This window comes from Pseudomonas putida (genome assembly GCF_001941965.1).
Lineage (GTDB): Bacteria > Pseudomonadota > Gammaproteobacteria > Pseudomonadales > Pseudomonadaceae > Aquipseudomonas > Aquipseudomonas putida_L.
The window spans coordinates 108,743-133,174 of sequence record NZ_MKZO01000010.1 but is presented as its reverse complement, the minus strand read 5'-3'; the positions used below and the strand labels follow the sequence as shown (position 1 = coordinate 133,174).

Genomic DNA, 24,432 nt, shown 5'->3' with positions numbered 1-24,432 from the left:
ACGGAGAACCGGTCGAAAAAGCTCTCCGTACATGATTTTTCGGTCACTTTTCGTCCAATGACGCTGTAGGTGCCTGGAAAATTGCAACTTGCCGCGGCTGCACGACAAGTTGATCGGAGCATCCCTAAAGGCCAAAGCGGTCGCGCAGTTGAACGACCTCAAGGATTTCGACTTGTCCCTCCAACACCGCGCTTTCCGAGGCGAGCTCTAATCCATGCGCGGCTCCCTACTTCCTGTCTGGTCCCGCACCTGGCGTGAAGTCTGGAGCCCGTTGGCGCGGCGTGCGGCGGCGCCGGAAGACTTGTTCTGCGAGTTGTACCGGGCGTTGGTGCCGGCACTGAAGCAAATCCCCGAAAACGCCGCTCTGGCCGATATCGTCGACGATATCCAGGCCAGTCGCCGGGCCTTCCAGCGCGTGTCGGCCGCAGACTTTCGCAACGAGGCGTCCCTGCTGGGGTTCCTGCAGAATGCCCATGCCGTACTCGACGACCTGGCCGGTGATGCTCTGGCCAACACGTACTACAACCGACTCGCCGCCTTCGTCGAGTTGTTCAACCTGCGCTACGAACTGCGCCGCCCTTGCCGGCTTTACCCGACCCTGCCCGGCGTGTTTGCCCATCTGCTCCACGACCTGCGCGATCACACCCGCGACCATCCGCACCTGCACACCCTGCAGCGCGATTTCGACGAGGCCTTTCGTGATCTGCACGACCGTGGTGGCGAAGGAAGGATCAAAACCTGCCTGCAGAAACAGGTGAACTTCCTGGAAGCACTGGGCCGCTCCAACCCACAGGTGAAGGAGTACAGCTTGTCGGCAATCTGCGACGAGCTGAACTGGCCACACCGCAAAGTGCGTGACGCCCTGAAGAACCTGTACAGCTTCACCTGTGATTACCCGGGCATTCGCCACGCCGGCAAACCGGGCAGTGTGGAGGGCAATCTGGGGATGCGCGAGATGCTGGCACTTTGTATCCTATTTGCCGGTTTCACTCCGTACCTGACCAACCGTCTGGATGCCGACGCGATACTTCAAGGATGGTGACATGACTGTCGTACCCCGCATGACCTGCCTGGCCCTGTTGAAACAGCATACGGAGGACGGTCAATGAGCAACTTCCTCTTCCTGCGGGCCGAGTGGCCCGAGCTGCACGACGAGGCGGTGAATGCCGAGGCCAACGTGCATGCCGATCCGCGCTCCAGCTGCTTCTACGCGCGGCGCGCCCTGGAACTGCTGGTGAACTGGCTGTACCGCGCGGATGAAAGCCTGCGCACACCGTACAAGAACGACCTCTCGGCGCACCTGTTCGAGCCGACGTTCAAGGTACTGGTGGGGCCGATGCTGCACGTCAAGATGGAGATCATCCGCAAGCGTGGCAACGATGCCGTACACAGTGCCCGGCCTGTTCGTGAGCAGGATGCGCGGGCGGTGGTCAGCGAGCTGTTTCACGTTGCCTACTGGCTGGCGCGTCACTATGCCCGTACGGCTGCCGGCAAGCCGGAAGGTACCCTGGCCTTCCGTTCGTCGCTGTTGCCGGCGTCGCCACGGGACGCTGTTCAGAAGAGCCAGGAGCAGCTGAAAAAGCTCGAGTCCGATCTCGCGCGGCGGGATACCGAGCTGGCCGACTATCAGAAGCGCAACGCCGAACTGGATGCCGAACTGGCCCGGTTGCGCAATGAAATCGCATTGGCCAAGGTGCTCAACGCCCAGGTCGCCGATACCCACGATTACAACGAAGCCCAGACCCGCGATCTGTTCATCGACCAGTTGCTGCACGAAGCGGGTTGGGCGCTGGATCAGCCGCGTGACCGCGAGTACAAGGTCGTCGGCATGCCCAATGACGCGGGTGAAGGCTTCGTCGACTACGTGCTGTGGGGCGATGACGGCAAGCCGCTGGCGCTTATCGAAGCCAAGCGCACCCAGCGCGATCCACTGCAGGGGCAGCAGCAGGCCAAGCTTTACGCCGATTGTCTGGAACAGGCCTACGGACAGCGTCCGCTGATCTATTACACCAACGGCTACGAGCATTGGCTGTGGGACAGCGAGCTGTATCCACCGCGGCTGGTGCAGGGCTTCCACAAGAAATCCGAACTGGAGCTGCTGGTCCAGCGACGCAGCAGTCGCAAGCCCTTGGGCGAGGCGAGCATCAACCCGGCAATCGTCGAGCGCCACTACCAGTTGCGGGCGATCCGCCGCATCGGCGAAACCTTAGAGCAGGACCATCAGCGCAAGGCGCTGGTGGTGATGGCGACCGGCGCGGGGAAAACCCGTACGGTGATTGCCCTGTGCGACCTGCTGATGCGCTGCAATTGGGCCAAGCGCATCCTGTTCCTGGCCGACCGGGTGGCGCTGGTCAACCAGGCCGCCAATGCCTTCAAGACCTTCCTGCCGTCGGCATCGCCGGTCAATCTGGTTACGGAGAAGAACACCGAGGGGCGGATCTACGTCTCGACCTATCCGACCATGATGGGGCTGATCGACGAAAAGCAGGGCGGCGAACGCCGCTTTGGCGTCGGTCATTTCGACCTGATCGTGATCGACGAGGCGCACCGCTCGGTGTACCAGAAGTACCGTGCAATCTTCTCCTACTTCGATGCCTTGCTGGTGGGCCTGACGGCCACGCCCAAGGACGAGATCGATCGCAATACCTATGGGCTGTTCAACCTGGAAAGCGGCGTCCCTACCGATGCCTACACCCTCGACGACGCCATCGCCGAAGGCTATCTGGTGAAGCCGCGCGGCGTATCGGTGCCGTTGAAGTTCCAGCGCGAGGGCATTCGCTACGATGACCTCAGCGAAGACGAGAAGGATGAGTGGGACGAAGCTGATTGGGGCGAGGAGGATGAGCGCCCCGATGAGGTCAACGCCGACGCGGTCAACCGCTGGCTGTTCAACACCGATACGGTGGACAAGGTCCTGCAGACCTTGATGGAGCGCGGTCACAAGGTGGCCGGTGGCGACCGTCTGGGCAAGACCATCATCTTCGCCAAGAACAATGCCCACGCGGCGTTCATCGCCAAGCGCTTCGACGAGAACTACCCGGACAAGAAAGGCGCCTTCGCGCGGATCATTACCTACAAGACCGAATACGCCCAGAGCCTGATCGATGACTTCTCGCTCAAGGACAAGGCGCCCCACATCGCCATTTCCGTGGACATGCTCGATACCGGTATCGACGTACCGGAGGTGGTCAACCTGGTGTTCTTCAAGATCGTACGTTCAAAGGCCAAGTTCTGGCAGATGGTGGGGCGCGGTACCCGGCTGAGCCCGAATCTCTACGGGCCAGGGCAGCACAAGGAAGATTTCTTCATATTCGACTTCTGCCAGAACCTGGAATTCTTTAACCAGAATCCCGAGCCCAGCGAGGGGACCCTGAGCGAGCCGTTGGGCCAGCGACTGTTCAAGACCCGACTTGAGCTTCTGGCGGCGCTCGACCGGCGTCGCGCCACCGCTCCGGCGAGCGCCTCACCGGACGGCGAGGCGCCGCTGTACAGCGACGAACAACTGCGAGGGGACATTGCGCACCTGCTGCACGAGCGGGTGGCGGGCATGACTCTGGACAACTTCGTGGTCAGGCCGCAGCGTCGCTATGTGGAGATGTATGCCGAACCGGCGGTCTGGGAGCAATTGAGCGATGCCCAGTTGCACGAACTGGCGGAGCATCTTTCCGGCCTGCCAAGCACCGTGGCCGAGGAGGAGGAAGAGGCGAAGCGTTTCGACTTGCTGCTGATGCGCCTGCAGCTCTGTGTGCTCAACGCTGAACCGGGGTTCGCCCGCTTGAGCGAGAAGGTCCGCGACCTGGCAGAGGCGTTGCTGGGGCAGTCCAACGTTCCCGCGATCGCCCAGCATATCCTGCTGATCGAAGCCGTCACGGGCGAGGACTGGTGGCAGGACGTGACGGTATCGATGCTGGAGCAGGTGCGGCGCAAGCTTCGGCACCTGATCAAGTTGCTGGAAAAGGGCCGTGGCGTGACGCTCTACACCCACTTCGAGGATGAACTGGGAGAGATCGAGGAAGTGCTGATGCCATCGATGACCAACCCGGCGAGTTTCGAGCGTTTCCGGGATAAGGCTCGGGCCTTCCTGCGTGCCCATCAGGATCATCTGTCGCTGCAGAAGCTGCGGCGCAATCAGCAACTGACGGCCCTGGACCTGCAAGCCCTGGAGCAGATGCTTCAGGAGAGCGGTGCAGGGGCCGGGGACATCAGCCGGGCGAAGGCGCAGGCCAAGGGCCTGGGGCTGTTCGTTCGCTCGCTGGTGGGGCTGGAGCGTGAGGCTGCCACGGCGGCCCTTGCCGACTTCATCGCCGGCAAGGCCATGAGTGCCGACCAATTGGAGTTCACCAACCTGATCATCCAGCACCTGACCGAGCACGGCGTGATGAACGCAGAGTTGCTCTATGCCTCGCCGTTCACCGACCTGACGCCCATGGGACCGGACCAGTTGTTCGAGTCCGGACGGGTCGAGGCGCTCATCGTGGCACTGGAGCGCATCGAGGAAGGGGCACTGGTGGCCTGACCATGTTCTGCCGGGGAGGTTTGTGCCTTTCCCGGCAGGCATGTGCAAAAGGTTGACGCAAGTGGCGGGTGGAAGTGCCAGGATGCCTTGGCCATACGCTGTCTGCGCGGACAATCCCGCCGAAAACTTTACCTGTGGATTCAGCCACCTATGGCAGCGCCAGCGGCGTGCCCTTAGTGTTCCCCAGACCCAGAGGGTTTACGCCTGTTACCTGAATCACAAGGAGTCCCCATGCCCGTTCGCCCACAACCCTGGACCTGGTACTGCAAGCAGTGCACCTGGAAGAAAACCGTTGCCCCCGCTAGTGACGCCCTGGGCCCAGGCGACTGTTTCACCGCTTGTCCTGCCTGTGCCGGCACTTCTCTGGGCACGCGCAAGCCGACCCTGTTGGAACTGATGCTGATCGGCATCCTGCCGTTCATGGGCCGGCGCTGAGTCGGGCAATGGGACATTGGCGGGATGGGGTAATACGCTCCGCCTTGGCATAATGACATCACTTCCCCGCGACAGTCGCTCTGCTGTCATCGGGTTCGTTTGACGCAAAGGAATGACCCACCATGAATCGCATGTTCGTAAGCCCCTGGCTGTCGGTATCGCCCAACGGTCCGGTAACCATCGCCCATGACCACAACCACGACCTGGTGCATCTGCGCCAGGGCGAGATGGACGGTGCCTGCGGCCCGTATTGCGTGGTCATGACCCTGATCGCCCTGGGCGTGATGTCCCGCGAGCAGGCACAGTCGCTCGACCGCTTCGACGGGCGGACCCGCCTGGGACGGTTTCGTGAGTCGCTGATGTGCTTTGGCGCCTTGGTATCGGAAGGCACCGACGACTTCGACGTGAGTTGGCTGGTGGATATTTTCCGTCGGGTCGGGGTGACCGCTGAGCCCGTGGAGATCGCCGCACGGCGCAAGAAGACCATTCGCAATATCGCCGACGCCATCGACGAGTTGAAGATCCCTATCGTCGGGGTCGATTGGGAAGACGGTTCCGGTCACTGGCTGCTGGTGATCGGCTACCAGGGTTATCAGGCCAACGACGAGGAAGAACTGCAGATCACTCACCTGCTGTGTCTCGACCCTACCAGCGACGCACCGCGGGTATCGCTGTGGAATGCAGTGATCGAGGTGTTCGAGGAAGATGGCGAGGCGGTCAACGAAGGGCGTTACTACTGCCGTCACTGGGGCCCGAATGAGTCGCCGACAGCCTGCCGGATCGGTGGCAGCGTGGTGGTTGGGCTGAATAGCAAGGCTGAGTCCAACTACTTTTACTGAGCCGGATGGAGCGTCACCGTTGGACAAGCATTTCAAATTCCTGACCTTGCCCCATGACGAGCGGACGGTCGCCAATGTCTTCGTGCATGGCTACTCCGCGGGGCACGACCTGCGTGACCGGCGCGAGCTGGCGAGCCATATCCCGGCTACCCTGCACAACGGCATCAATATCTTCGCCTTCTGGCGCTCGGGCCACATTTGCGACCTGGGCGGCAACAGCATTGCCTCCATCGTCGGCGCCTTGCGTACCTCGCCTTATGCCGCGGTTGGCGCGCTGGCGGTGGATCGGGCCAGGCACTTCGCGGGCAGGCGCAGCGACGCCGAGGCGATCGGCGCGGCGCTGTTCGATGAGTTGCGCGACTACCTGGCCGTCCACCACCCACAGGTGACGACCATCAACCTGGTGGGCCACTCCCTTGGCAGCCGTGTGCTGGTCAGCACCCTGCGCACACTGGCGCGCGAGCCGACGGCACCTCTGCCAAGAATCGGCGACGTGCTGCTGATGGCGGCGGCCGTCGAGGTCAGTGCGCAAGAAGCGGCGCGCCTGAAAGCGTGCATCGACGGTGAGCTGATCAACGCCTGGTCGAAATCCGACGCCACCCTGTTGCTCTGCGTCGATGAAAAATGCCTTGGGCGTCGCGAGGTAGAGCATTTCAAAAACATCGCGATGCACGGCTTCGGCCACAAGGACTACTGGCGCAAGTTGCACCAGGTGCTGACCGTCAGCGGTTTTGCCGGCTTCCGCGGGCAGCACTATCCGGCGGTGGCAGTTGGCACCGCTGAGCAGCCAAACGATCCTGTGCGCAGCGACTACCTGCTGCACGATCTGCTGGAGCTGTCGCCGCCGAGCATGCTCGACGAGGCGAGCAAGCACCTCGCGACCAGCAGTTGGACGAGCCTGGATCATGACGACCGCCTGTATGGTTTCACCCGCGAGTTCCAGCTCGTTGCCGGCCACTGCCTGGTGAATCTGGCGCGTAGACGCGGCTTGCCCTATGCCGATGCCCTGGAGATGCTGGTCAAGCATTTTGATCTGGGCAAGGCGCTGCACCATTGCGGCACCATCCTCGAAGTCGAGGCCGAGCTGGTGCGGACCTTCTTTGGCCAGCACCTGCCAGACAACCCGGTACTGCAGGGCGATGTGCTGGGCGTGGTCAAAGGCATGAGCGCGCAGGAGTACTTCCGTCATGTGGATGCCCTGGCCGAGCGTCTGACCCTGCCCGCGTTGCTCAAGTCCCCGGCATCTGCGGGCGGTGGGCAGGCGCTGGTGCCGTCGGGAACTGCCGCGGTGGCCAACCTCGCGCTCGGCAACTGGACCGGCCTGATCGCCAGCCGCGTGAGCACGTCGGTCGGTCGGACGGTTACTCACCTCATGACCGCGGTGAAGCCTGGCTATTCGGCACTGATTCCGACGGTGGCAATCATTTTCTACGCCAGGGCGAAACTGGGTAACCGCGCCTTGACGATCTGATACTCGACTTCGCCGCATGAAGTCCGGGAAGGGAAAAGCAGATTCAGGTTGATGTTTTTTTCACATCCGGGCCACTATATTGGCCGCCCTTGTTGGGGAGTAGCCTGCTCCTGACCCTCGGTCAGGCGCGTTCGCGTCAACATTCTCGGCAGCAGCCGTGGCGTGAACACCTTCTGGTTGGCGAGACCAACGATGCATCCATGCCTGAAGTCGGGCGTGTGGTTGCGTCGTTGACTCATAGCCCGACTGGATAGAAACCGTGAACCCGATTTCCCTTTTCTTCCTCGCCATGGCGATGTCCACCGATGCCTTCGCAGCCGCTATCGGCAAAGGTTCGAGCCTGCATAAACCGCGTTTCAGCGAAGCCCTGCGCACCGGCCTGATCTTCGGCGTGATCGAAGCCATGACCCCCATCGTCGGCTGGGGCATCGGCCAGGTCGCGGTGCAGTACGTGGAAAACTGGGACCACTGGATCGCCTTCGGTCTATTGCTGGCACTTGGCCTGCATATGATTTACAACGGTCTGAAGCACGAAGACGAAACCGAAGAAAAAGCCACCCAGCACTCCTTCTTCATCCTCGCCGTGACCGCGTTCGCCACCAGCATCGATGCCATGGCGGTGGGCGTGGGCCTGGCCTTCGTCAACGTGAATATCCTGGTTGCGGCAGCGGCCATCGGCATGGCCACCTGCGTGATGGTCACCCTTGGCGTGATGCTCGGTCGTGTGCTTGGCGCCGTGGTCGGCAAGCGTGCCGAGATCGTCGGTGGCGTGGTGCTGATGCTGGTGGGCGCGACCATTCTCTATGAACACCTGACGGCGGTTTGATCCATGACTCGAAGCTTCTCGTTAGTGCGTCAGCTCCTGCTGGCCTTGGCCGCATTGATCCTCGCTGCGCTGGGCTTCTTTGCTTGGCAGAGCTTTTATCCGGTGCAGGCGGCCGGCGACTGGAGCTACCAGGTGGCCTACCGCGCCGTGCCCAAGGCGGCGTCCCTGGCGCCCTTGCCCGATGGCTCGCTGATGGTCAGCCAGGAGCTGCGCGGCAGCAGCGGCAGCATCGTGCGGATCCAGCCTGACGGCCAGCGGGAAACCCTGGTCGGCCACCTGTCCAAGCCTGATGGCATGACCGCCGCGCAAGGCGGCTGGGTGTTCAGCCAGGAGGAGGGCGAGGCCCCGGTCAGCCTGCTCAAGGATGGCCAGGTCACGCCGTTGTTCACCGGCATCAACGTCCAGGGCCTGTGGAACGATGGCGAGGATCTGTATGCCATCGAGGACCGCAAGGGCGATGGCCGGCTGATGCGCTACCGCTGGAGCGACGCTTCGCTGACCGTGCTGCGTGATGGGCTGACGGAAACCGAGTCGATCACCCGCTGCAGCGACGGTCGTCTGCTCTACAGCGAAAAGGAAGCCGGCGTGGTCCGCCAGTTGACCGAAGACCACAGCGATCCGGTGATTCTCAGCGGCCTCAACCAGCCGACCTACCTGATGTGCGACCACCGCGGCCTGTGGATAAGTGAAGACTCGACCCACCGTGCCCGCCTGTTGCTGGTGGATCCACAGGGCCGGCAGAGTACCGTGCTGTCGTTCCTCAAGGCACCGCAGTCCATCGTGCCGACCGACCGTGGCACCTACCTGGTGGCCGAAGGCGGTCGCGACCGCGTGCTGGAACTGCTGCCATCATCCGCACGGGACTGAGGGCATCAGGCCGCGCAGCATCAGGTGCGCGGCATTGTTCTCCTTGGACTTGAAGTAGTAGTGCACGTTGGATCTGGGCAGTCCGGCCATCCCGGCGATGGTGGCGATCTTGATTGCGGCGTAGCCCTTTTCGGCGAAGGCCTGGCTGGCGGCGTCGAGGATGGTCCGGCGCACGGCGTACGCGGCGAAACCTGAAGTCGAAATATATAAAACTATATAGCGATGACGTAAGTGGTCATGACGCAGAAATTGTCCGACCAGCGGCCAGCCATTTGCGTCTAGTCTTGATCGTTCTGGCCACGCCAACCGTAGCGTTCAGGACTTCTCATGACTAACGACAACTTCGACTGCTTCCTGCGGTCCGCAGTGGATGAACTGAAGGAAAAACAAAGTCTGCTTCAAGCCGAACATCGATTCGGCAGTTACACCCGATGGTCGTTCGACCAGACGATCGGGCTTCTGGAAATGTACGACGCCGACGACCGCAAGGTGTGCGAAGCGGACGTGATCTTCATCGGCAGCCATGCCGGCAATGCCAATACCTGGCGCTGGGCCTGGAGCAACGAAACGCTGCTGCCGGGGCACCGGGAAAAATCCGCACCGCTCAAGGCCCTGGGGGATCTCACCGGGCTGGACCTGTTCGTCTCGGAACAGGCCTTCGTCATCGATGACGAGCCAATGGCCTGGGAATTGGCGGCGATCAGCGTGAAATACCTGAATGCGCTGGGGGTGTACCGGGCGCCGCATGGCCAGTTGAATTCGTTCCTGGCGCTGACGGGGGTGAGGCGGGTGGTGGCATGAGAGGTCTGGACTCCAGAGGCCTTGGACGCATGGTCCGCTTGCATTGGATTACCAGATATGTCATTTATTGTTGCGTGTTGCGCAACATGCTACGTTTGCGCAATGATCAAATCATTTCAGCACAAAGGGCTGCGCAAGCTCTACGAGACGGGAAGCACCGCTGGCGTCCAGCCTGCTCATGCCAGGCGCTTGAGGTTGCAATTGGCTGCCCTTGATACTGCGAGGGCGATAGACGATATGGATATTCCAGGCTTTCGCCTGCATTCCCAAAGGGGAATGCGAGGGCGCTGGTCGATCATGGTGAACGGCAACTGGCGGCTGACGTTCGAGTTTCGTGACGGAAACGCTTATGTTCTGGACTATGAGGACTACTACTGATGAACATGCATAACCCTCCCCATCCAGGTGAATTCATCACCGATATCTATCTGGAGCCGAACGGTATCAGCGGTCGTGAGCTGGCGGAGAAGCTGGGCGTCGCGCCCTCGACCCTGAGCCGCGTCTTGAAGGGCACCAGCCGTGTTACCCCTGAAATGGCGCTGAGGCTGTCGGTAGCGCTCGGTCGTTCGCCGGAAAGCTGGTTGGCCCTGCAGGACGCGTATGACCTGTGGGTTGCGCGCCAGCATGTGGATTTGCAGAGAGTAGGCAAGCTCGCGATCGCATGACCGGCGGCTGAAGGACAGGGGGCTGACAAAGCTGGAGGGCATTAAAAAGCCGGCTTGTGGCCGGCTTATAGGTTGTCCAGAGAACTCCACTGATTTTATAAGAGGTCCCGGTAACCATTGGGTTTTACTGGGTTTTCCGTGTATGTTCGTCCACTAAAGGCCAGATGCCACCAAGGAAAGCCAGCCTCCAAAGTATGGGCTGGGGTGTGGGCTGGGAGGATGGGTGTAGTGGAGGGCTCATGGGGAAGCTGACGGTCAAAAGGGTGGAGCAACTTGCCAAGGCTGGCGTGAAGGATATGGCGAATGATGGGAACGGCCTGTACTTCAAGGTTGGAGAAACTGGAGGTACGAGCTGGATCTACAAATACAAGCTCAACAAGAAAACGACCGAAATGGGGCTGGGAGGTTATCCAGAAGTCTCGTTGTCGGATGCCCGAATCAAGCATGCTGATGCGCGTAAGCTCCGGGCCAATGGTATCTGTCCCAGGACTGCCCGAGATGATGAGCAGGATCGCCTAATTACCCAGCGCCGCGCCGATGATGCGAAGCGCGTGCTCTTCGAGCAGATGGCAAAGGAGTATGCCGAGACTCATGGCCCTGGATGGTCTGAGAAATGGCGAAAGGGCTGGCTGAGGAAGCTGGAGCTGTATGCCTTCGAAGTGATTGGTGCGGTGCCTGTCGGAGAGATCGATACCGACCTGGTGCTCAAGGTTCTCCAGCCTATCTGGGCCACCAAAACGCGAACGGCAGATGAGGTGCGTGGGCAGATCCAGCTGGTTCTGGATGCTGCCAAGGCACGCAATCTGCGCGATGGCGAAAACCCGGCTCGCTGGCGGGGCCATCTGGATAAGCTGCTGAACAATGCCGATAAAAAGAAGGCACGGATACGAGAGCACTTCGCCGCGATGAGCTGGAAGGAAGTGCCTGCGCTCATGCAGCAACTGGCTGAAAGTGAATTCCGTGCCGCTGTTGCAGCTCGCTTGCTTATCTTCACCGCTGCTCGGGCTCAGATGGTGCAAGGTGCCAGGTGGTCGGAGTTCGACCTGGAGGCTGGCGTATGGGCGCTGCCGGCCGAGCGAATGAAGATGAGAAAAGCCTTCACCATTCCATTGGCGCCTCAAGTCGTTGAGATGTTGCGGGCGTTGCCGCGTGTCGAGGAAAGTAACTTTCTCTTCCCAGGGCGAGGGAAGAGCGGGGTGATGCATACCAATGCCATTCGAAATCTGCTGCACGACATGGGGCATGGCGACATCACCCGTCATGGCTTCCGCAGTTCCTTCCGCGATTGGGCTGGCGAGGAAACGCATCATCCGCGCGAGGTTTGTGAGCTGGCGCTGGCGCATGACGAGCGGGACCAGACCGAGGGGGCGTATTCGCGCTCGGATTTGCTCATCAAGCGTAGGCGGCTGATGAACTCGTGGGCAGCGTTCGTCACTACCCCCTATTTCGGGAATATCATCCCTTTTGAAACCAAGCACGCGCTGTAAAGGCGGTAGATATGGATGGAAAGGTAGTCGCAGAACTGCTCCTGCTATTTGCAAGTGAGGCAACGCTAGAGGGCGCTGAACTCACTAGAGAGAACCTCGACCAGTGGGCTCAAGAACTCGATGAATGTGGTGGTGAGGAAAAGATTGTTTTCGAAGCACTTGCGCTTGACCAGAGTGCGATGAGCACATCTGAGAAAAGAAGGCAGTTCACGAGGGAGGTGAGCGTCAGCCTGGAAACTATCCATTTCTTGGTCCATGACATCCGAAATGAGTTCAGCACCAAGACAGTTAACATCGCTCTCCGTGCCAAGGAGTACACGGTGGATAAAAAACGAAAGGTAATGGAGAAAAATCGAGAGAAAAAATTGATCCCGGACTGGCACCAGAATGCGATCCGGCTGGCAGCGCAAGGCCTTCCTAGCGCGGTCATAGCTAAGCGAGTCAAACACTCTGTGTCCCAGGTCAGGCGTGTTTTGAACAAGCAAGAAAAAATGCGCGCACCTTAAGTTAACGTGCGCGTTGTCGTGCGTAGATTCCCTTTCCACGAATCCATTGAGCGCCACCGAGGTGCAAGGTTTGAGGGAATGAAACACGGACAACCAGATGGTCAAGGTACGATGGTGCAACGGGGCCCACGTCGGATTATTCGACTGAAAGAGACGGAGCAGCTATGCGGATTTCGTCGCAGCCACATCTATGCCTTGATGAGGGTGGGAGATTTTCCTCGGTGTCGGCGCATCGGTGCTAGGGCGGTGGGGTGGGATTCAGTTGAGGTTGAACAATGGGTGGAGGACCGTCTCCAAGTGCCTCGTTAATTTTGACGGTATTTCAGTACTTATCGAGCGATCCTACCTAATTTATGGTGCAAAGGTGGCGTACCGAAGGATTTAGTTGGTTTAACTGAGGTGGCATAACACTGGAAATGTGTGGCCAGAAATGCTGGTCATCTTACCGGTTAACTGTGTGAACCTCGGGGCCCAGATAACTGAACACCTCTGCCAGCAGCATAGGATCGGAACGACGGTGCAACTGATCGAACTGAACGTAGACGCGGCGAAGCGCTCCAACCGTGGGTAAAGGAGGTGCACCATGCAGCCAAAAACAGAAGGTTCTGAAGAGCAAGGGCCGAGCAAGGTCCCTTTCATCAATGACCTGGAGAAGCCTACGTCTCCGCCGTTGAACGATGCCGACGCCACGGATGCAGCTGAAGCTGAGGAAGACATCCAGGACGATGGCGAATCAATCTAATAGGAGGATACGCCGTGGAAAATTATCACGTGAGCCCGACCGCCGATGGTTGGGAGCTGAAGAAAGCCGGTGCTGAACGTGCTTCCAAGCGCGCTGCTACGAAGGCTGAATTGGTCGGCCACCTTTCCGAGTTCTTCGACGGGAAAACCGCCTCGGTCAAGATCCACAAGGCCGACGGAGCAATCGAGGAAGAACGGACTTATCCACGTACCGCTGACCCGAAGCGCACCAAGGGGTGATCACGGTTACAGCTGCCACTTTGGGCATTGACATTTCAGAGGCTTATGAAGTCGGTGTTTACAAGTGGCTGCTTGCCAGCTTTCTGATTGGAAAGAGGATTCGGTCCAGCACTGCAGTGGAGGCCTATCGTACTCTGGTCAACAGACATGGTTTGGATTCACCGAGCAAGCTGGCCGGATGCTCGCACCAGATCCTTGTAAAGTTGCTGGGCCAGGCGGGCTATGCACGTTATGACGAATCAACAGCCCGCCGGCTCCACGCTTTAGGGCTACGCCTTGAGGCAGAGCTCCACGCCAAGCTTGCCACTGTCGTCACAGCATCCGACACCGGTCAATTTGAAACTTGGCTTCTCAGCCTGAACGGGATCGGGCCGAAAACCGTCGAAATTTTTCTGCGAGAGTTCCGCCCCTACCTCGAGCGTACCCATAGCGCCGAGTAGGGAATTTTATCAAGCCGCTTCGCTCAGAATATCTCTGGACGTGGAGACTCGCATCCACACGCCGAAGACGACCTTCTTCACAACCATCTTCCTTTGGTGTTCTGTTCAAAATATGACGGCGCGAGCAGACAGCGCGATGGCTATACGCTACCGTCGATTATCACCCGGGATCATGAAAAACTCTCTTTTTTGCAGGCGAGAGGCCTTATGAAATTCGAGACAAAAGGACTGTCTTTGACCGGAATGAAGGTACTTGTTCTGGAAGACGATCAGACGTTGAGGACATTGATGTCCGATATCATTCGGGAGTTGGGAGGTGACTGCACCACATTCGATAACGCCGATGACGCGCTCATCGAGTTATTGGAGCAGCACGGTAGCTTCTCTCTGGCCATCGCCGACCATGGGCTACCTGGTAGCATCAAAGGTATGGAGTTCCTTTCCATGATCCAACAGAAGTGGCCCGATTTGCCCTGTATCTTCACGTCCGGCTTCAACCTGGACACAGGTGGGCTCGATCCTCGAACCATCTTCCTTTTCAAACCTTGGGCTCTTGAACAACTCATTGACGCCATCGGACAAGCCCTGAGCCGGTAACCCCCTACTCTGGGTTCATCCGCTTGCTGAACTGTTCGAGAACGGGCATTACCAGTTGGTCAAAAGACTCTGAAGGCCACGGTTTGGGCAGAAAAGACACTCCCATCGGCAGTGGTCTTCCCATCTCTTCATAGAACCCGCTCATTACTATGACCCCAGCCGCAGGAAGTCTTGCCCGGGCTGTGGTTGCAAGAGCAAGCCCATCGAAAGGCCCTGGTGTTCTAACGTCCGTGAGGACCAACGCCCATTCCTGAGTACTTAGAGCGGCGAGTCCTTCAGCAGCGGTTGCAAAGCTGGTCACCACAGCTCCGAGATCCTCGAGCATAAAGGTGAGGATTTCTCTTAACGCAGGTTCGTCTTCTACAAGCATCACGGGGGGAAGCGGTGGAGGGAAAATCGTGTGTTTCATCATCTGGCTCGTGTAACGCGCACTAGGTCGAAGCTGACATCCTGTCGCCGTCTTCAAGGCGGCTTGGTGCGCGATGTCATTACGACATCGCTTGTACCAGAAAAATTCATTCTGACTCACTTAATCAATCAAACGCCCCAGGCTAGCGTTGCTGATCGATATTTACGCGCTGCTCTCCATCCTCAGGAGTGCTTGGCTCCTGCAAATCCGCTTGACCGCAATTTTCAGCCATCGCGCGGTATTCCCTGCGCAGCGCTCGAAGCTCTTTGCTGTCCATATCTTCCAAATCCAAGACAGAACGTTGAGCCGACTTGGTGGCGCGAATCAGCTCGTCCAGCTTCACGTGGATGATGTCGTTATCCCTGTTCTGCGTGTTCTGGATCAGAAACACCATCAGGAAAGTGACGATCGTCGTAGAGGTGTTGATGATGAGCTGCCAGGTGTCATTGTAGTGGAACCAGGGCCCTGAGATAGCCCATAACCCAATGAGCACCACGGCGATCAAAAATGTACTTGGCTTCCCCGACCGGTTGGCGAGCCATTGGCAGAACTGCGCGAATTTCATGACTTTCTCCTAGGTGTACTAGAACGTAGGACCGTCGTCAGAGCCTGAAATCTTTTTTTACATTTGGTCGGCTAGACAAGTGACATCTGGAGACAGGCTGAACGAGCCGCTTCGGTACCCACTCGAACGCTCACCATCTGAGTTTCAAGGCGTTTGGGTAATGACCTTCATCGTTTGGTTCGCAATGCTGGGCGCAGGGCTCTTGGTCTTAGCCCTGTCATCGTCCTATCTTCGCTGGGCGCCGGTTACCACCTCGGTGGTTTGTCTTGGCCTTGGCATCGCGCTCGGCTCATGCTGGGTGACATGTTGGCGTTTGGCAGCCTGGTTGAGCGAGCAATGGAAGTCTTTCTGGTCACACTCTTGGGAGTGGTGCTGCTGGAGCACTGGGATTGGCAGGGGCTCATCGTTGCGGGCGCACTGTTCTGTATCTTCCGACCACTCAGTGTTTTTCTCACCCCTTTGCGCCAAGGTTTGGATGCTCCTCAGCGAGGACTTCTGGGCTGGCTCGGCATCAAGGGAATCGGCAGCCTGTACTATCTCTTCTACGCGATAAATCACGGGCTTCCCCCGAGTGCTACAGCGCAGAGTAGCAACCTGGTTCTGTCAGTCGTTGCGCTGAGCATCTTGGTTCATGGTCTCTCTGTTCAATCTCTCCTGGCACGCTATCAGGCCCGGCGAAAGCGGACGCCTTGATCCTCGCCAAAGCCTTCTCCTAAAAGTCGAGGAACAGGACATTCGCTCTGCTGCTGAACTATGCTGGAGTGCTGCCCAAGTGCCGCTGAAGCTCCATCATCGATGCGATTGTTTCTGTAGTGCGCCGGTGCGACGATAACGACCCCCACTCCCGTTGTGGAACACCGTTTATGGAACACTCGACTCCTGATGAGACGATCCGGGCTGCGCTACGAAAGACTCATGCCCGACTCAAAAAACAGCATGAACTGGTTGTCGAGTTTGGAGTTCACTCGCTGAAATCGAACAGCCTTGATCCGTTGATTAATCAGGCATGTACGGTGGTAGCAGAGGGGATGCAAACGCGCTTTGTCAAGGTCCTTACTCCGATTGAGGACACCAATGATTTCCTCCTTGCCTACGGGGTTGGCTGGGATGAGGAGGACATCGGTAGCGCGGTTGTAGGCGGCGATGTTGCAAGCCCGGCCGGCTATGCGATATCGACCTACCGTCCAGTGCTTTCCAACCATCTCGGCCAGGAAGAACGTTTTCGGACCCCAGAGCTGCTGAAAAAATACGGCATAGAGCGCGCGATCAACGTGCCTATCCGGGGCATCTCGGTCCCTTTTGGGGTATTGGAAGCTGACAGTAGTGACGGTGATGACTTCATCGAAAGCGACCTGGTCTTCCTGGAAGGTATATCCAACGTTATCTCGATGACCTTGGAAAGACTGGCCGCCGGCGCTGACGTTCCCGCTTCAAACCCTTATTCGGAAAGCATGCTCAACGCCAGTCCCGATTGCGTGAAGGTCCTTTCGACCCAGGGGGAAATTGAATTCATGAACGACGCCGGCCTGTGTTTGATGCAGATCGGCGACCTAGCTGAGGTCAAAGGCAAATCCTGGTGGCATCTATGGCCTCAAGAGTCCGAATCACTGGTACTTGATGCATTGGAAAAGGTCGTGAGCGGCGAGTCCACACGTTTCGAGGCACCCTGTCCCACAGCACTGGCTGAGCCTAAGTGGTGGGATGTAACAGTCGCCCCTATCTTGGGTCCTGAAGGCACTGTAGAAAAAGTGATTGCAGTCTCCCGGGACATCACTGAGCGTCGGCATCACGAAGCCCAATTGCTTTCGCTGATAGAAGCGCAAAATACCCAACTCAGCAGAAGTAACATGGACGTCGAGGAGGTCCATCACCGGGTCAAGAACAGCCTCCATCTGGTCAATACCTTGCTGCTCCTACAAGCCAACCTGACTCCCGATGAGGCTGTCAGGATTCAGCTTCAAACAGCGGCTGGCCGGGTCGTCACCATCGCCACCGTGCATGAGCGCCTATACAACGCCTCGCATGAGCACGCCATTTTGGCATCTGACTACCTCAAGGCGTTGCTGGGCGACTTGGGCCGAGCACTGGCTGACCGAAAAATCGAGCTGGATGCCGACCCATTAGTGCTTCCTCCAGAACGAATGGCGCCGTTAGGCCTGGTGGTTTCGGAGTTGATCACCAATGCACTGAAATACGGGAAAGGGACCATTGAAGTCGAGGTGAAGGATGCCGGTGATCACGCGCTGATCAGCGTTTCAGATGAGGGGGATGGTTTCCCGGACACCTATCCCAAGCCAACCGGTACCGGCCTTGGTATGCGTCTGGTCAAGAATTACTGCGGATACGGGGCTGCGGCCATCTCGATCGACAGACAGTCCGGAAAAAGCACCATCCGCGTGCGATTCAAGGTGTAAGGGCTCGACCGCTAACTCTGTGCTTCAGTGGCCTAGGAGCTCATTGATCGCGTGGCTTAACGCGTCCAGAGTGCACGGTTTGGTGATGAACCGAGCGTTTGTCGGAAGAAAACCAGGCTCGAGCACCGTATTGCCTGAAACGATAATGACCGGAAGCTCCGAATGCAACGCCCAGACCGCCTTGGCCAGATCCAGACCGTCATAGTGTCCGGGCATGCGCACATCGGTAATCAACAACGCCAGCGGTTGACCCTCTTGCAGTTTTTGCATGGCGTCATCGGCGCTTGCGCACTCGACGACGTCATGCCCCAAGTGCGTTACGGCTTCAGTCATCAACCATCGGAGGATGTCGTCATCCTCAACCACCAACACCGGCCCACGCATAAATTCCTCCCCCATTTCCCTATTGGTGTCAGTACATTCACCATTGTTTCCAGGACCTGACAGAAGGAAGGACAGACGGCGAAAGCGCGCAAACATGCAATCTGGAGGGCATAATGAATGTTCGGCCGGATGTTACGGTTAAGCACCGCGCTGAAGCCGGCAGTTGGTCAGTATTTTTCATTGATGCTGACCAGCCGTTTGCATTGAGGTGCCCTGTCATTTGTTGGATACGCCCCGTTGTACACATACTGAACGGCGAAAACAGCTCATCACTATTGGTAGTTCACGACCCATAGCGGACGTTCAGGCCGAATCTGCTTGCAGCATACATATGGAAATTCGTATATTCCGATTTCCATATGTATTGATGCAGCCATGATTACCCCGCCCGATGTTTTCAAGAGCTTATCCGACGAGACCCGTGTTCGCGCCACCCTGCTGATAGCTAGCCTCGGTGAGCTATGTGTCTGCGAACTGATGTGCGCGCTGAACGACAGCCAACCCAAGATAAGCCGCCACCTCGCGCAGCTGCGCAGCTATGGCATGCTGTTGGATCGCCGCCAAGGCCAATGGGTGTATTACCGCCTGAACCCGGATCTGCCCGCTTGGGTGCATGCAATGTTGCAGGTGACCTTGCAGGCTAACTCACAGTGGTTGGCAGACAACTCTCTTCGGCTGAAGAACATGGACGGCCGCCCCGTTCGTGACGCTGCCTGCTGCTGATCATCACCAAGCGAGATCTTCATGCTGGTCGCAATTGCCGTTTTTGTTTTCACCCTCATATTGGTCATCTGGCAACCGAAGGGGCTTGGCGTTGGCTGGAGTGCCGCGCTCGGTGCCCTCATCGTCCTGGCGGCGGGTGCCGTTTCGCTACACGACATCCCGACCGTGTGGGCCGTTGTCTGGAATGCCACCGCTACCTTCATCGCCGTCATCATCATCAGCCTGCTGCTGGACGAGGCCGGGTTCTTTGAGTGGGCCGCGCTGCACGTGGCGCGCTGCGCGAAAGGCAGCGGTTACCGCCTGTTCGCCTTCAGCGTACTGCTCGGTGCTGCCGTGTCGGCGCTGTTCGCCAACGATGGGGCAGCGCTGATCCTCACGCCCATCGTCATGTCGATGCTGCTTGCGCTACGCTTCTCGCCCGCCGCGACGCTGGCCTTCGTCATGGCCGCCGGCTTCATCGCTGACACGGCGAGCCTGCCGTTAGTAGTCTCCAACCTGGTGAACATCGTCTCAGCCGACTACTTCAGGCTGGGCTTCAGCGAATATGCCTCGGTGATGGTGCCGGTGAATTTCGCCAGCGTGGCCGCGACCCTGCTGGTGCTGTTCCTGTTCTTCCGCCGTGATATCCCGAGGCAGTACACGGTCGCGGCCTTGAAGACGCCAAGCGAGGCGATTCATGACCGCGCGACCTTCAACGTCGGCGGCTGGGTGCTTCTGGTGCTTTTGATTGGCCTGTTCGCCCTGGAACCACTGGGTATCCCGATCAGTGCGGTAGCCGCAGCCTGTGCGGCGATCCTCTTTGCCGTCGCCGCTCGCGGGCATCGCATCTCGACCCGCCGGGTACTGCGCGAAGCGCCCTGGCAGGTGGTGATCTTCTCTCTTGGCATGTACTTGGTGGTCTACGGGCTGAAAAATGCCGGCCTCACCGAGATGCTCACCCACCTGCTGGATCGTCTTGCTCAGCAAGGGCTGTGGAGTGCCACCATCGGCACCGGGTTGATTGCTGCATTGCTGTCCTCGGTCATGAACAACATGCCAAGCGTGCTGGTCGGTGCCTTGTCCATCGAGGCCAGCGAGGCGCAAGGGCTGGTGCGTGAGGCGATGATCTACGCCAACGTCATCGGCTGCGACCTCGGCCCGAAAATCACTCCCATCGGCAGCCTCGCCACGCTGCTCTGGCTGCACGTGCTGGAGCGCAAAGGCGTGCGCATCACCTGGGGTTACTACTTCAAGGTCGGCATCCTGCTGACGCTGCCGGTTTTGTTGATCACCCTTTCGGCCCTGGCATTGCGCCTGAGCCTCTGATATCCGCCACGATGCGGAGGAGCCCCCATGCGAGTCCTGTTCATGTGCACGGCCAACAGCTGCCGCAGCATCCTTTCCGAGGCCATGTTCAATCACCTGGCGCCTCAGGGATTTGAGGCAGTCAGTTCCGGCAGTTTTCCTAAGGGCCAAGTGTTGCCTCGCAGCCTGACCACCTTGCAGCATGCCGGCATCTCGACCGATGGGCTGAGCAGCAAGGGCAATGACGCGTTCGAGGGCTGCCCTCCTGATATCGTCATCACCGTGTGCGACAAGGCTGCCGGCGAAGCTTGCCCGGTGCATTTCGGCCCTGCACTGAAGTCGCACTGGGGGCTGGAGGATCCGTCCGATGTCTTGGCTGACGAGGCGTCGGTAGACGCAGCATTCTGCGCCACGCTGGCCCGCATCGAGGCTCGCTGCCAGGCCTTCTTCGCACTGCCTTTCGATCACTTCGACCGTGATCAGCTCAAGCATGAGCTGGATCGCATCGGTACGCTTTGAGCAGGAGGAAACATGTCCGAGCAATTGCCTAATCTCGACCTCGCGCTGTTCGATGTGCCACCAGCAGCAACCCGTTCCAGCGAGCACAAACCACACATTCTTTTGCTATACGGATCGACCCGCGAGCGCTCCTACAGCCGCCTGCTGATCGAAGAAGCAGCGCGCCTGCTGGAGCACTTCGGTGCCGAGACTCGCATCTTCAATCCCTCTGGCCTGCCGCTACCTGACGACGTGCCGGTGGAGCATCCCAAAGTGCAGGAGCTGCGTGAGCTGGTGCAGTGGTCGGAAGGCCAGGTCTGGTGCTCGCCTGAGCGTCATGGCGCAATGTCTGCCGTGTTCAAGGCGCAGATCGACTGGGTTCCCCTGGCGCTGGGTGCGCTTCGCCCCACCCAAGGCAAGACCTTGGCAGTCATGCAGGTATGTGGCGGCTCGCAGTCGTTCAATGTCGTCAACCAGTTGCGTGTGCTTGGCCGCTGGATGCGGATGTTTACCATCCCGAACCAGTCCTCGGTACCCAAGGCCTACCTAGAGTTCGACGACTCTGGGCGGATGAAGCCTTCGCCGTATTATGACCGCGTGGTGGATGTTATGGAGGAGCTGGTGAAGTTCACCATGCTGCTGCGTGACCGCCAGGAATTCCTTGTGGATCGCTATTCGGAGCGGAAGGAAAACGCCGAGCAGCTATCTGCTCGTGTGAATCAGCGCTCGATCTAAGCGCTATGCCCGGAATGGGTCGGTTAGCGACCGTCTGACTTAGACCGCCGCTATGCATGATCAAACCTCGGTCTGCTCTGCCATCTCCAGAGCGTCATCGACCTCAATCCCCAAATATCGAACGGTGCTCTCCAGCTTCGTATGGCCGAGCAGCAGTTGAAAGGCCCGCAGGTTCTTCATCCTGCGATAGATCAGTGATGCCTTTGTACGTCTCATCGTATGAGTGCCATACATGGCTGGATCAAGGCCAACGGCCTTCACCCAGCCTTTGACGATGCGAGCGTACTGCCGAGTGGATAGATAGTCTGATGTATGCACTCGGCTAGAGAAAAGGCAGTCTTCGCTGCGTAGCTAGGCCTGATGTATCCAAGCCGCGATAGCGGACCGTGTTTGTTCAGTAATCTCGAACTGGACTGGCCGGTGCGTTTTCTGCTGCATCACCATGGCTCGTGAGGATACCTGTTCGCCATGAGCAACGTCGCGTACCCGGAGCTTTGTTAAGTCGCAGGCTCTGAGCTTACTGTCTATGGCCAGATCGAAGAGAGCTAGGTCACGGGTTCTCTCTCCAACTTGAAGCCTTAATCGGGTAGCCCAGATATCTCTCAGTCGGAGCGGGGCTTTCTGGCCAACCAATTTTCCTTCGTTCCAGGGCTGACGACCGCCGGTTGCGATGATGTTCATGGCAATCCTCCACGTGTGGGAGGACAGGGATGGTTAGCCAGAGCAGCGGTCGTTAATGACCCATTGCTGCCCTTGGCGGCGAGCAGCTAACGGCCTGACCTGCTAGGCGTCCTATACTGCGTAGGTCACAAAAGGAGAGCAGCATGGACGACTTACGAGACAAGATAGAGGCGAGTGAGCCGCTGATGCAGCAAGCCATTGAGGCACTGCGACGGTACCACGAAGCCAAAGCCGCAGAGAGCTCGCCCGATGAAATCGAGCGCCTTAGAATGTTAGCAGACTCGTTGTTCCAAGCAGTCTCGGAGTATCAACTTCGGGCGCTTGGAGGGCCATTTAGACCCCTTCAGTAAGTGTTGATGCCAACGGCTGCTTTCGACCCGAAGCAGACCTTCGGTAAGGGCTGCAAACGGCCAAAAGAAGCCAGTCGAAGGCGCCCTGGAAATCAGGGGGCGATTCCACAAGAGCGCTGACGTCGTCAGGCGGTAGCTTTGAACTGCAGGCATAAAAATACGAAAATCAGTTCGCTATTGACTTAAGGCTATGCATCGCATACCTTTTTTTTATCGGACTGGTCTCGTTCGGTGCTGCTGGCCTTGCGCAAATTCTTAGGATACGAGACTTATACATTTCAGTCGTTAATCGACTGCATCGTTGATGCCACATACTGACCTAATCGCAGGTGCATCACGGACAGCCAGCTACTGTGACTTTGTTTAGCACCTATAATTAGGAGCCACCATGGCTATTTCACGTATGCCGGTCACTCTCTCAGACTTTAACAGTCCACGCTACAAAAGCTCTGTATCAAAGCTCAAAAAACTTTGCCCACATAGCGACACTGCCCCGAAGTTATCAGCTATGCGCCAAGCATTTGCCCGAGCACTTGGTTATGGAAGCGAAAATGAGTTGATTTTTTTTGCTGAGGAACTGGGACAGTACTATAGCGGTAGCCCCCTGAAAATATCCGAAGTTGTAACTTCGGTTTCTCAGCGGATAGCTCGGCAGTGGAATATTACTATAGATTCTGCAGAGTCCATTGCCTTGGAGTTAGGGCTTCAGCATTTCGATGCATGTCGTCCCACTGCCCATTCTAACAATCAAAAAAACGAGATGATTAACTCGCCTGCAACCAATGATTCATCCTCCGAAGAGGATCCAGTGGTTCTTCCGAATTCATCCCTGGAAGAAGACAAGACTGCTATCACTATCGCCCAACTCGATCGCCTGTCACACTCGAGCGCGACGTTTCAGGCTCAACTCAATCGCCTGACGAATGGTAATCCGATTCAGGCTGAGCTTGATCGTTCGGGGGTATTGGGCCTGGGTGCAGCAGACTTAGGTTTTAGCCTATTTAAAAACTTGAATGAAAGCCCTGCGATGAAGGCAATCGCGGAGATACATGACAGTCCCGCGATCAGAGCCATGCAGGAGATGAATCAAACCCCCGCAATGAAGGCAATCGCGGAGATGCATGACAGTCCCGCGTTCAGAGCCATGCAGGAGATGAATCAAACCCCCGCGATGAAGGCAATCGCGGAGATGCATGACAGCCCCGCGTTCAGAGCCATGCAGGAGATGAATCAAACCCCCGCAATGAAGGCAATCGCGGAGATGCATGACAGTCCCGCGTTCAGAGCCATGCAAGAGATGAATCAAACCCCCGCGATGAAGGCAATCGCGGAGATGCATGACAGCCCCGCGTTCAGAGCCATGCAGGAGATGAATCAAACCCCCGCGATGAAGGCAATCGCGGAGATGCATGACAGTCCCGCGTTCAGAGCCATGCAGGAGATGAATCACGCCCCCGCGATGAAGGCAATCGCGGAGATGCATAACAGTCCCGCGTTCAGAGCCATGCAGGAGATGAATCACGCCCCCGCGATGAAGGCAATCGCGGAGATGCATAACAGTCCCGCGTTCAGAGCCATGCAGGAGATGAATCAAGCCCCCGCGATGAAGGCAATCGCGGAGATGCATGACAGTCCCGCGTTCAGGGCCATTCGAAAGATGAATGAGAGTCCTGCGATGACTATTCTGGATCGTTTGAATGCCAATCCGGCACTGGTTGCGCTTGATCGTTTGTACGCGATACCCGCAGTAGCCGAGCGCCTATCTGCTACTGAAGCGGATATGGAAGATTAATCATCTTCGCAAGCCGGCATAAGGGTTATTGGGACGATAAGGCTCTCACTTCGGTGTGAGCCTTATTTTGGTTTGCGTTTTTGCCAGGTTAATACTTCAAATCGCCCGGTTTTGTAGGTACTTCTGACTATCTGCTCCTGGACGATTTCTACCGTGTGCGATGGGC

26 protein-coding genes, 3 pseudogenes and 1 riboswitch are annotated in these 24,432 nt (G+C 58.1%); of the genes and pseudogenes, 24 read left to right on the top strand and 5 right to left on the bottom strand.

What is annotated here, in order from left to right; translation table 11 throughout:
• Positions 1–214: 214 nt before the first annotated feature.
• From PSEMO_RS06375 to PSEMO_RS06345, 7 genes are all read left to right on the top strand, one after another.
• Complete coding sequence (locus tag PSEMO_RS06375) at positions 215–1,042, top strand: hypothetical protein (RefSeq protein ID WP_075802298.1); 828 nt, start codon at positions 215–217, stop codon at positions 1,040–1,042.
• Between the two features lie 63 nt (positions 1,043–1,105).
• On the top strand, positions 1,106–4,516 hold the full coding sequence (locus tag PSEMO_RS06370) for a DEAD/DEAH box helicase family protein (RefSeq protein ID WP_075802297.1): 3,411 nt from the start codon (positions 1,106–1,108) through the stop codon (positions 4,514–4,516).
• Positions 4,517–4,747: 231 nt separating this feature from the next.
• Entirely contained in the window at positions 4,748–4,951 is a 204-nt protein-coding gene (locus PSEMO_RS06365; RefSeq protein ID WP_075802296.1) for a hypothetical protein, read from the top strand.
• Positions 4,952–5,073: 122 nt separating this feature from the next.
• On the top strand, positions 5,074–5,790 hold the full coding sequence (locus PSEMO_RS06360; protein ID WP_075802295.1) for a hypothetical protein: 717 nt from the start codon (positions 5,074–5,076) through the stop codon (positions 5,788–5,790).
• Between the two features lie 19 nt (positions 5,791–5,809).
• Entirely contained in the window at positions 5,810–7,261 is a 1,452-nt protein-coding gene (locus tag PSEMO_RS06355) for a DUF726 domain-containing protein (RefSeq protein ID WP_075802294.1), read from the top strand.
• A gap of 87 nt (positions 7,262–7,348) precedes the next feature.
• Positions 7,349–7,517, top strand: a riboswitch (yybP-ykoY riboswitch).
• Positions 7,518–7,520: 3 nt separating this feature from the next.
• The gene (gene mntP / locus PSEMO_RS06350; protein WP_075802293.1) at positions 7,521–8,087 is read left to right on the top strand and encodes a manganese efflux pump MntP; all 567 of its coding nucleotides are present in this window, start codon (positions 7,521–7,523) and stop codon (positions 8,085–8,087) included.
• Positions 8,088–8,090: 3 nt separating this feature from the next.
• Complete coding sequence (locus PSEMO_RS06345) at positions 8,091–8,954, top strand: hypothetical protein (RefSeq protein ID WP_075802292.1); 864 nt, start codon at positions 8,091–8,093, stop codon at positions 8,952–8,954.
• Positions 8,955–8,990: 36 nt separating this feature from the next.
• Here the strand turns inward: PSEMO_RS06345 and PSEMO_RS06340 are convergent.
• Positions 8,991–9,158: pseudogene (locus PSEMO_RS06340) on the bottom strand (TetR family transcriptional regulator); the annotation flags it as partial.
• A 123-nt stretch (positions 9,159–9,281) separates the two neighbouring features.
• Between PSEMO_RS06340 and PSEMO_RS06335 the strand changes: the two are divergent.
• The 10 genes from PSEMO_RS06335 to PSEMO_RS06295 all read left to right on the top strand — a co-directional run bounded on the left by PSEMO_RS06335 (position 9,282) and on the right by PSEMO_RS06295 (position 14,431).
• Positions 9,282–9,755 (top strand): DUF6882 domain-containing protein, encoded by a 474-nt coding sequence (locus PSEMO_RS06335; RefSeq protein WP_075802290.1) that lies wholly within the window; start codon positions 9,282–9,284, stop codon positions 9,753–9,755.
• A gap of 102 nt (positions 9,756–9,857) precedes the next feature.
• Entirely contained in the window at positions 9,858–10,133 is a 276-nt protein-coding gene (locus PSEMO_RS06330) for a type II toxin-antitoxin system RelE/ParE family toxin (RefSeq protein ID WP_075802289.1), read from the top strand.
• The gene (locus PSEMO_RS06325) at positions 10,133–10,420 is read left to right on the top strand and encodes a HigA family addiction module antitoxin (RefSeq protein ID WP_075802288.1); all 288 of its coding nucleotides are present in this window, start codon (positions 10,133–10,135) and stop codon (positions 10,418–10,420) included. The genes PSEMO_RS06330 and PSEMO_RS06325 overlap by 1 nt, the downstream gene beginning before the upstream one ends.
• 239 nt (positions 10,421–10,659) lie before the next feature.
• On the top strand, positions 10,660–11,907 hold the full coding sequence (locus PSEMO_RS06320; protein ID WP_075802301.1) for a tyrosine-type recombinase/integrase: 1,248 nt from the start codon (positions 10,660–10,662) through the stop codon (positions 11,905–11,907).
• 11 nt (positions 11,908–11,918) lie between these two features.
• Positions 11,919–12,413: a hypothetical protein gene (locus PSEMO_RS06315; RefSeq protein ID WP_075802287.1), complete on the top strand. Its 495-nt coding sequence runs from the start codon at positions 11,919–11,921 to the stop codon at positions 12,411–12,413.
• Between the two features lie 111 nt (positions 12,414–12,524).
• Positions 12,525–12,722, top strand: a complete 198-nt coding sequence (locus PSEMO_RS06310) for an AlpA family phage regulatory protein (protein ID WP_075802286.1) — start codon at positions 12,525–12,527, stop codon at positions 12,720–12,722.
• A 274-nt stretch (positions 12,723–12,996) separates the two neighbouring features.
• A complete protein-coding gene (locus PSEMO_RS33430; RefSeq protein WP_178391969.1) occupies positions 12,997–13,155 on the top strand; it encodes a hypothetical protein in 159 nt (52 codons plus the stop codon).
• Between the two features lie 14 nt (positions 13,156–13,169).
• The gene (locus tag PSEMO_RS06305; RefSeq protein WP_075802285.1) at positions 13,170–13,394 is read left to right on the top strand and encodes a DUF2188 domain-containing protein; all 225 of its coding nucleotides are present in this window, start codon (positions 13,170–13,172) and stop codon (positions 13,392–13,394) included.
• Positions 13,391–13,834: a DNA methylase gene (locus PSEMO_RS06300; RefSeq protein ID WP_075802284.1), complete on the top strand. Its 444-nt coding sequence runs from the start codon at positions 13,391–13,393 to the stop codon at positions 13,832–13,834. Before PSEMO_RS06305 ends, PSEMO_RS06300 begins: the two co-directional genes overlap by 4 nt.
• A gap of 207 nt (positions 13,835–14,041) precedes the next feature.
• Positions 14,042–14,431 carry a response regulator gene (locus tag PSEMO_RS06295; protein ID WP_075802283.1) on the top strand — a complete coding sequence of 130 codons (390 nt, stop codon included), beginning with the start codon at positions 14,042–14,044 and terminating at the stop codon, positions 14,429–14,431.
• A 4-nt stretch (positions 14,432–14,435) separates the two neighbouring features.
• Here the strand turns inward: PSEMO_RS06295 and PSEMO_RS06290 are convergent, their stop codons facing one another.
• On the bottom strand, positions 14,436–14,840 hold the full coding sequence (locus PSEMO_RS06290) for a response regulator (protein WP_081430206.1): 405 nt from the start codon (positions 14,838–14,840) through the stop codon (positions 14,436–14,438).
• A 142-nt stretch (positions 14,841–14,982) separates the two neighbouring features.
• On the bottom strand, positions 14,983–15,405 hold the full coding sequence (locus tag PSEMO_RS06285) for a low affinity iron permease family protein (RefSeq protein ID WP_075802281.1): 423 nt from the start codon (positions 15,403–15,405) through the stop codon (positions 14,983–14,985).
• 282 nt (positions 15,406–15,687) lie between these two features.
• On the opposite strand from PSEMO_RS06285, the pseudogene PSEMO_RS06280 reads away from it, so the two are divergent.
• Together PSEMO_RS06280 and PSEMO_RS06275 are read left to right on the top strand one after the other, a co-directional pair.
• A pseudogene (locus PSEMO_RS06280) lies at positions 15,688–16,098 on the top strand (cation:proton antiporter domain-containing protein); the annotation flags it as partial.
• Positions 16,099–16,268: 170 nt separating this feature from the next.
• Complete coding sequence (locus PSEMO_RS06275; RefSeq protein ID WP_075802280.1) at positions 16,269–17,819, top strand: sensor histidine kinase; 1,551 nt, start codon at positions 16,269–16,271, stop codon at positions 17,817–17,819.
• Positions 17,820–17,843: 24 nt separating this feature from the next.
• On the opposite strand, the gene PSEMO_RS06270 is transcribed toward PSEMO_RS06275, so the two are convergent.
• Positions 17,844–18,203 carry a response regulator gene (locus PSEMO_RS06270; protein WP_075802300.1) on the bottom strand — a complete coding sequence of 120 codons (360 nt, stop codon included), beginning with the start codon at positions 18,201–18,203 and terminating at the stop codon, positions 17,844–17,846.
• A gap of 375 nt (positions 18,204–18,578) precedes the next feature.
• Between PSEMO_RS06270 and PSEMO_RS06265 the strand changes: the two genes are divergently transcribed.
• The 4 genes from PSEMO_RS06265 to arsH are packed head-to-tail and all read left to right on the top strand — an operon-like array spanning position 18,579 to position 21,443.
• Complete coding sequence (locus PSEMO_RS06265; RefSeq protein WP_075802279.1) at positions 18,579–18,926, top strand: metalloregulator ArsR/SmtB family transcription factor; 348 nt, start codon at positions 18,579–18,581, stop codon at positions 18,924–18,926.
• A gap of 21 nt (positions 18,927–18,947) precedes the next feature.
• Entirely contained in the window at positions 18,948–20,231 is a 1,284-nt protein-coding gene (locus tag PSEMO_RS06260; RefSeq protein ID WP_075802278.1) for an arsenic transporter, read from the top strand.
• Positions 20,232–20,258: 27 nt separating this feature from the next.
• On the top strand, positions 20,259–20,729 hold the full coding sequence (locus PSEMO_RS06255) for an arsenate reductase ArsC (protein ID WP_075802277.1): 471 nt from the start codon (positions 20,259–20,261) through the stop codon (positions 20,727–20,729).
• 12 nt (positions 20,730–20,741) lie between these two features.
• Positions 20,742–21,443, top strand: coding sequence for an arsenical resistance protein ArsH (arsH, locus tag PSEMO_RS06250; RefSeq protein WP_075802276.1), 702 nt, complete (start codon positions 20,742–20,744; stop codon positions 21,441–21,443).
• Between the two features lie 60 nt (positions 21,444–21,503).
• Here arsH and PSEMO_RS06245 read toward each other — a convergent pair.
• Positions 21,504–22,124 (bottom strand): annotated as a pseudogene (locus PSEMO_RS06245) (tyrosine-type recombinase/integrase).
• A 738-nt stretch (positions 22,125–22,862) separates the two neighbouring features.
• Between PSEMO_RS06245 and PSEMO_RS32765 the strand changes: the two are divergent.
• The gene (locus PSEMO_RS32765; protein ID WP_144443548.1) at positions 22,863–24,266 is read left to right on the top strand and encodes a hypothetical protein; all 1,404 of its coding nucleotides are present in this window, start codon (positions 22,863–22,865) and stop codon (positions 24,264–24,266) included.
• The last annotated feature ends 166 nt before the right edge of the window (positions 24,267–24,432 follow it).

Coding starts and splice junctions, on each gene's coding strand:
- PSEMO_RS06365 (WP_075802296.1), top strand. CDS start 4,748: ATGCCCGTTCGCCCACAACCCTGGACCTGGTACTGCAAGCAGTGCACC.
- PSEMO_RS06295 (WP_075802283.1), top strand. CDS start 14,042: ATGAAATTCGAGACAAAAGGACTGTCTTTGACCGGAATGAAGGTACTT.
- PSEMO_RS06285 (WP_075802281.1), bottom strand. CDS start 15,405: ATGAAATTCGCGCAGTTCTGCCAATGGCTCGCCAACCGGTCGGGGAAG.
- PSEMO_RS06270 (WP_075802300.1), bottom strand. CDS start 18,203: ATGCGTGGGCCGGTGTTGGTGGTTGAGGATGACGACATCCTCCGATGG.
- PSEMO_RS06275 (WP_075802280.1), top strand. CDS start 16,269: ATGGAACACTCGACTCCTGATGAGACGATCCGGGCTGCGCTACGAAAG.
- PSEMO_RS06265 (WP_075802279.1), top strand. CDS start 18,579: ATGATTACCCCGCCCGATGTTTTCAAGAGCTTATCCGACGAGACCCGT.
- PSEMO_RS06360 (WP_075802295.1), top strand. CDS start 5,074: ATGAATCGCATGTTCGTAAGCCCCTGGCTGTCGGTATCGCCCAACGGT.
- PSEMO_RS06335 (WP_075802290.1), top strand. CDS start 9,282: ATGACTAACGACAACTTCGACTGCTTCCTGCGGTCCGCAGTGGATGAA.
- PSEMO_RS06375 (WP_075802298.1), top strand. CDS start 215: ATGCGCGGCTCCCTACTTCCTGTCTGGTCCCGCACCTGGCGTGAAGTC.
- PSEMO_RS33430 (WP_178391969.1), top strand. CDS start 12,997: ATGCAGCCAAAAACAGAAGGTTCTGAAGAGCAAGGGCCGAGCAAGGTC.
- PSEMO_RS06345 (WP_075802292.1), top strand. CDS start 8,091: ATGACTCGAAGCTTCTCGTTAGTGCGTCAGCTCCTGCTGGCCTTGGCC.
- PSEMO_RS06315 (WP_075802287.1), top strand. CDS start 11,919: ATGGATGGAAAGGTAGTCGCAGAACTGCTCCTGCTATTTGCAAGTGAG.
- PSEMO_RS06290 (WP_081430206.1), bottom strand. CDS start 14,840: ATGAAACACACGATTTTCCCTCCACCGCTTCCCCCCGTGATGCTTGTA.
- PSEMO_RS06255 (WP_075802277.1), top strand. CDS start 20,259: ATGCGAGTCCTGTTCATGTGCACGGCCAACAGCTGCCGCAGCATCCTT.
- PSEMO_RS06370 (WP_075802297.1), top strand. CDS start 1,106: ATGAGCAACTTCCTCTTCCTGCGGGCCGAGTGGCCCGAGCTGCACGAC.
- PSEMO_RS06310 (WP_075802286.1), top strand. CDS start 12,525: ATGGTGCAACGGGGCCCACGTCGGATTATTCGACTGAAAGAGACGGAG.
- PSEMO_RS06320 (WP_075802301.1), top strand. CDS start 10,660: ATGGGGAAGCTGACGGTCAAAAGGGTGGAGCAACTTGCCAAGGCTGGC.
- PSEMO_RS06260 (WP_075802278.1), top strand. CDS start 18,948: ATGCTGGTCGCAATTGCCGTTTTTGTTTTCACCCTCATATTGGTCATC.
- PSEMO_RS06330 (WP_075802289.1), top strand. CDS start 9,858: ATGATCAAATCATTTCAGCACAAAGGGCTGCGCAAGCTCTACGAGACG.
- arsH (WP_075802276.1), top strand. CDS start 20,742: ATGTCCGAGCAATTGCCTAATCTCGACCTCGCGCTGTTCGATGTGCCA.
- PSEMO_RS06325 (WP_075802288.1), top strand. CDS start 10,133: ATGAACATGCATAACCCTCCCCATCCAGGTGAATTCATCACCGATATC.
- PSEMO_RS32765 (WP_144443548.1), top strand. CDS start 22,863: ATGGCTATTTCACGTATGCCGGTCACTCTCTCAGACTTTAACAGTCCA.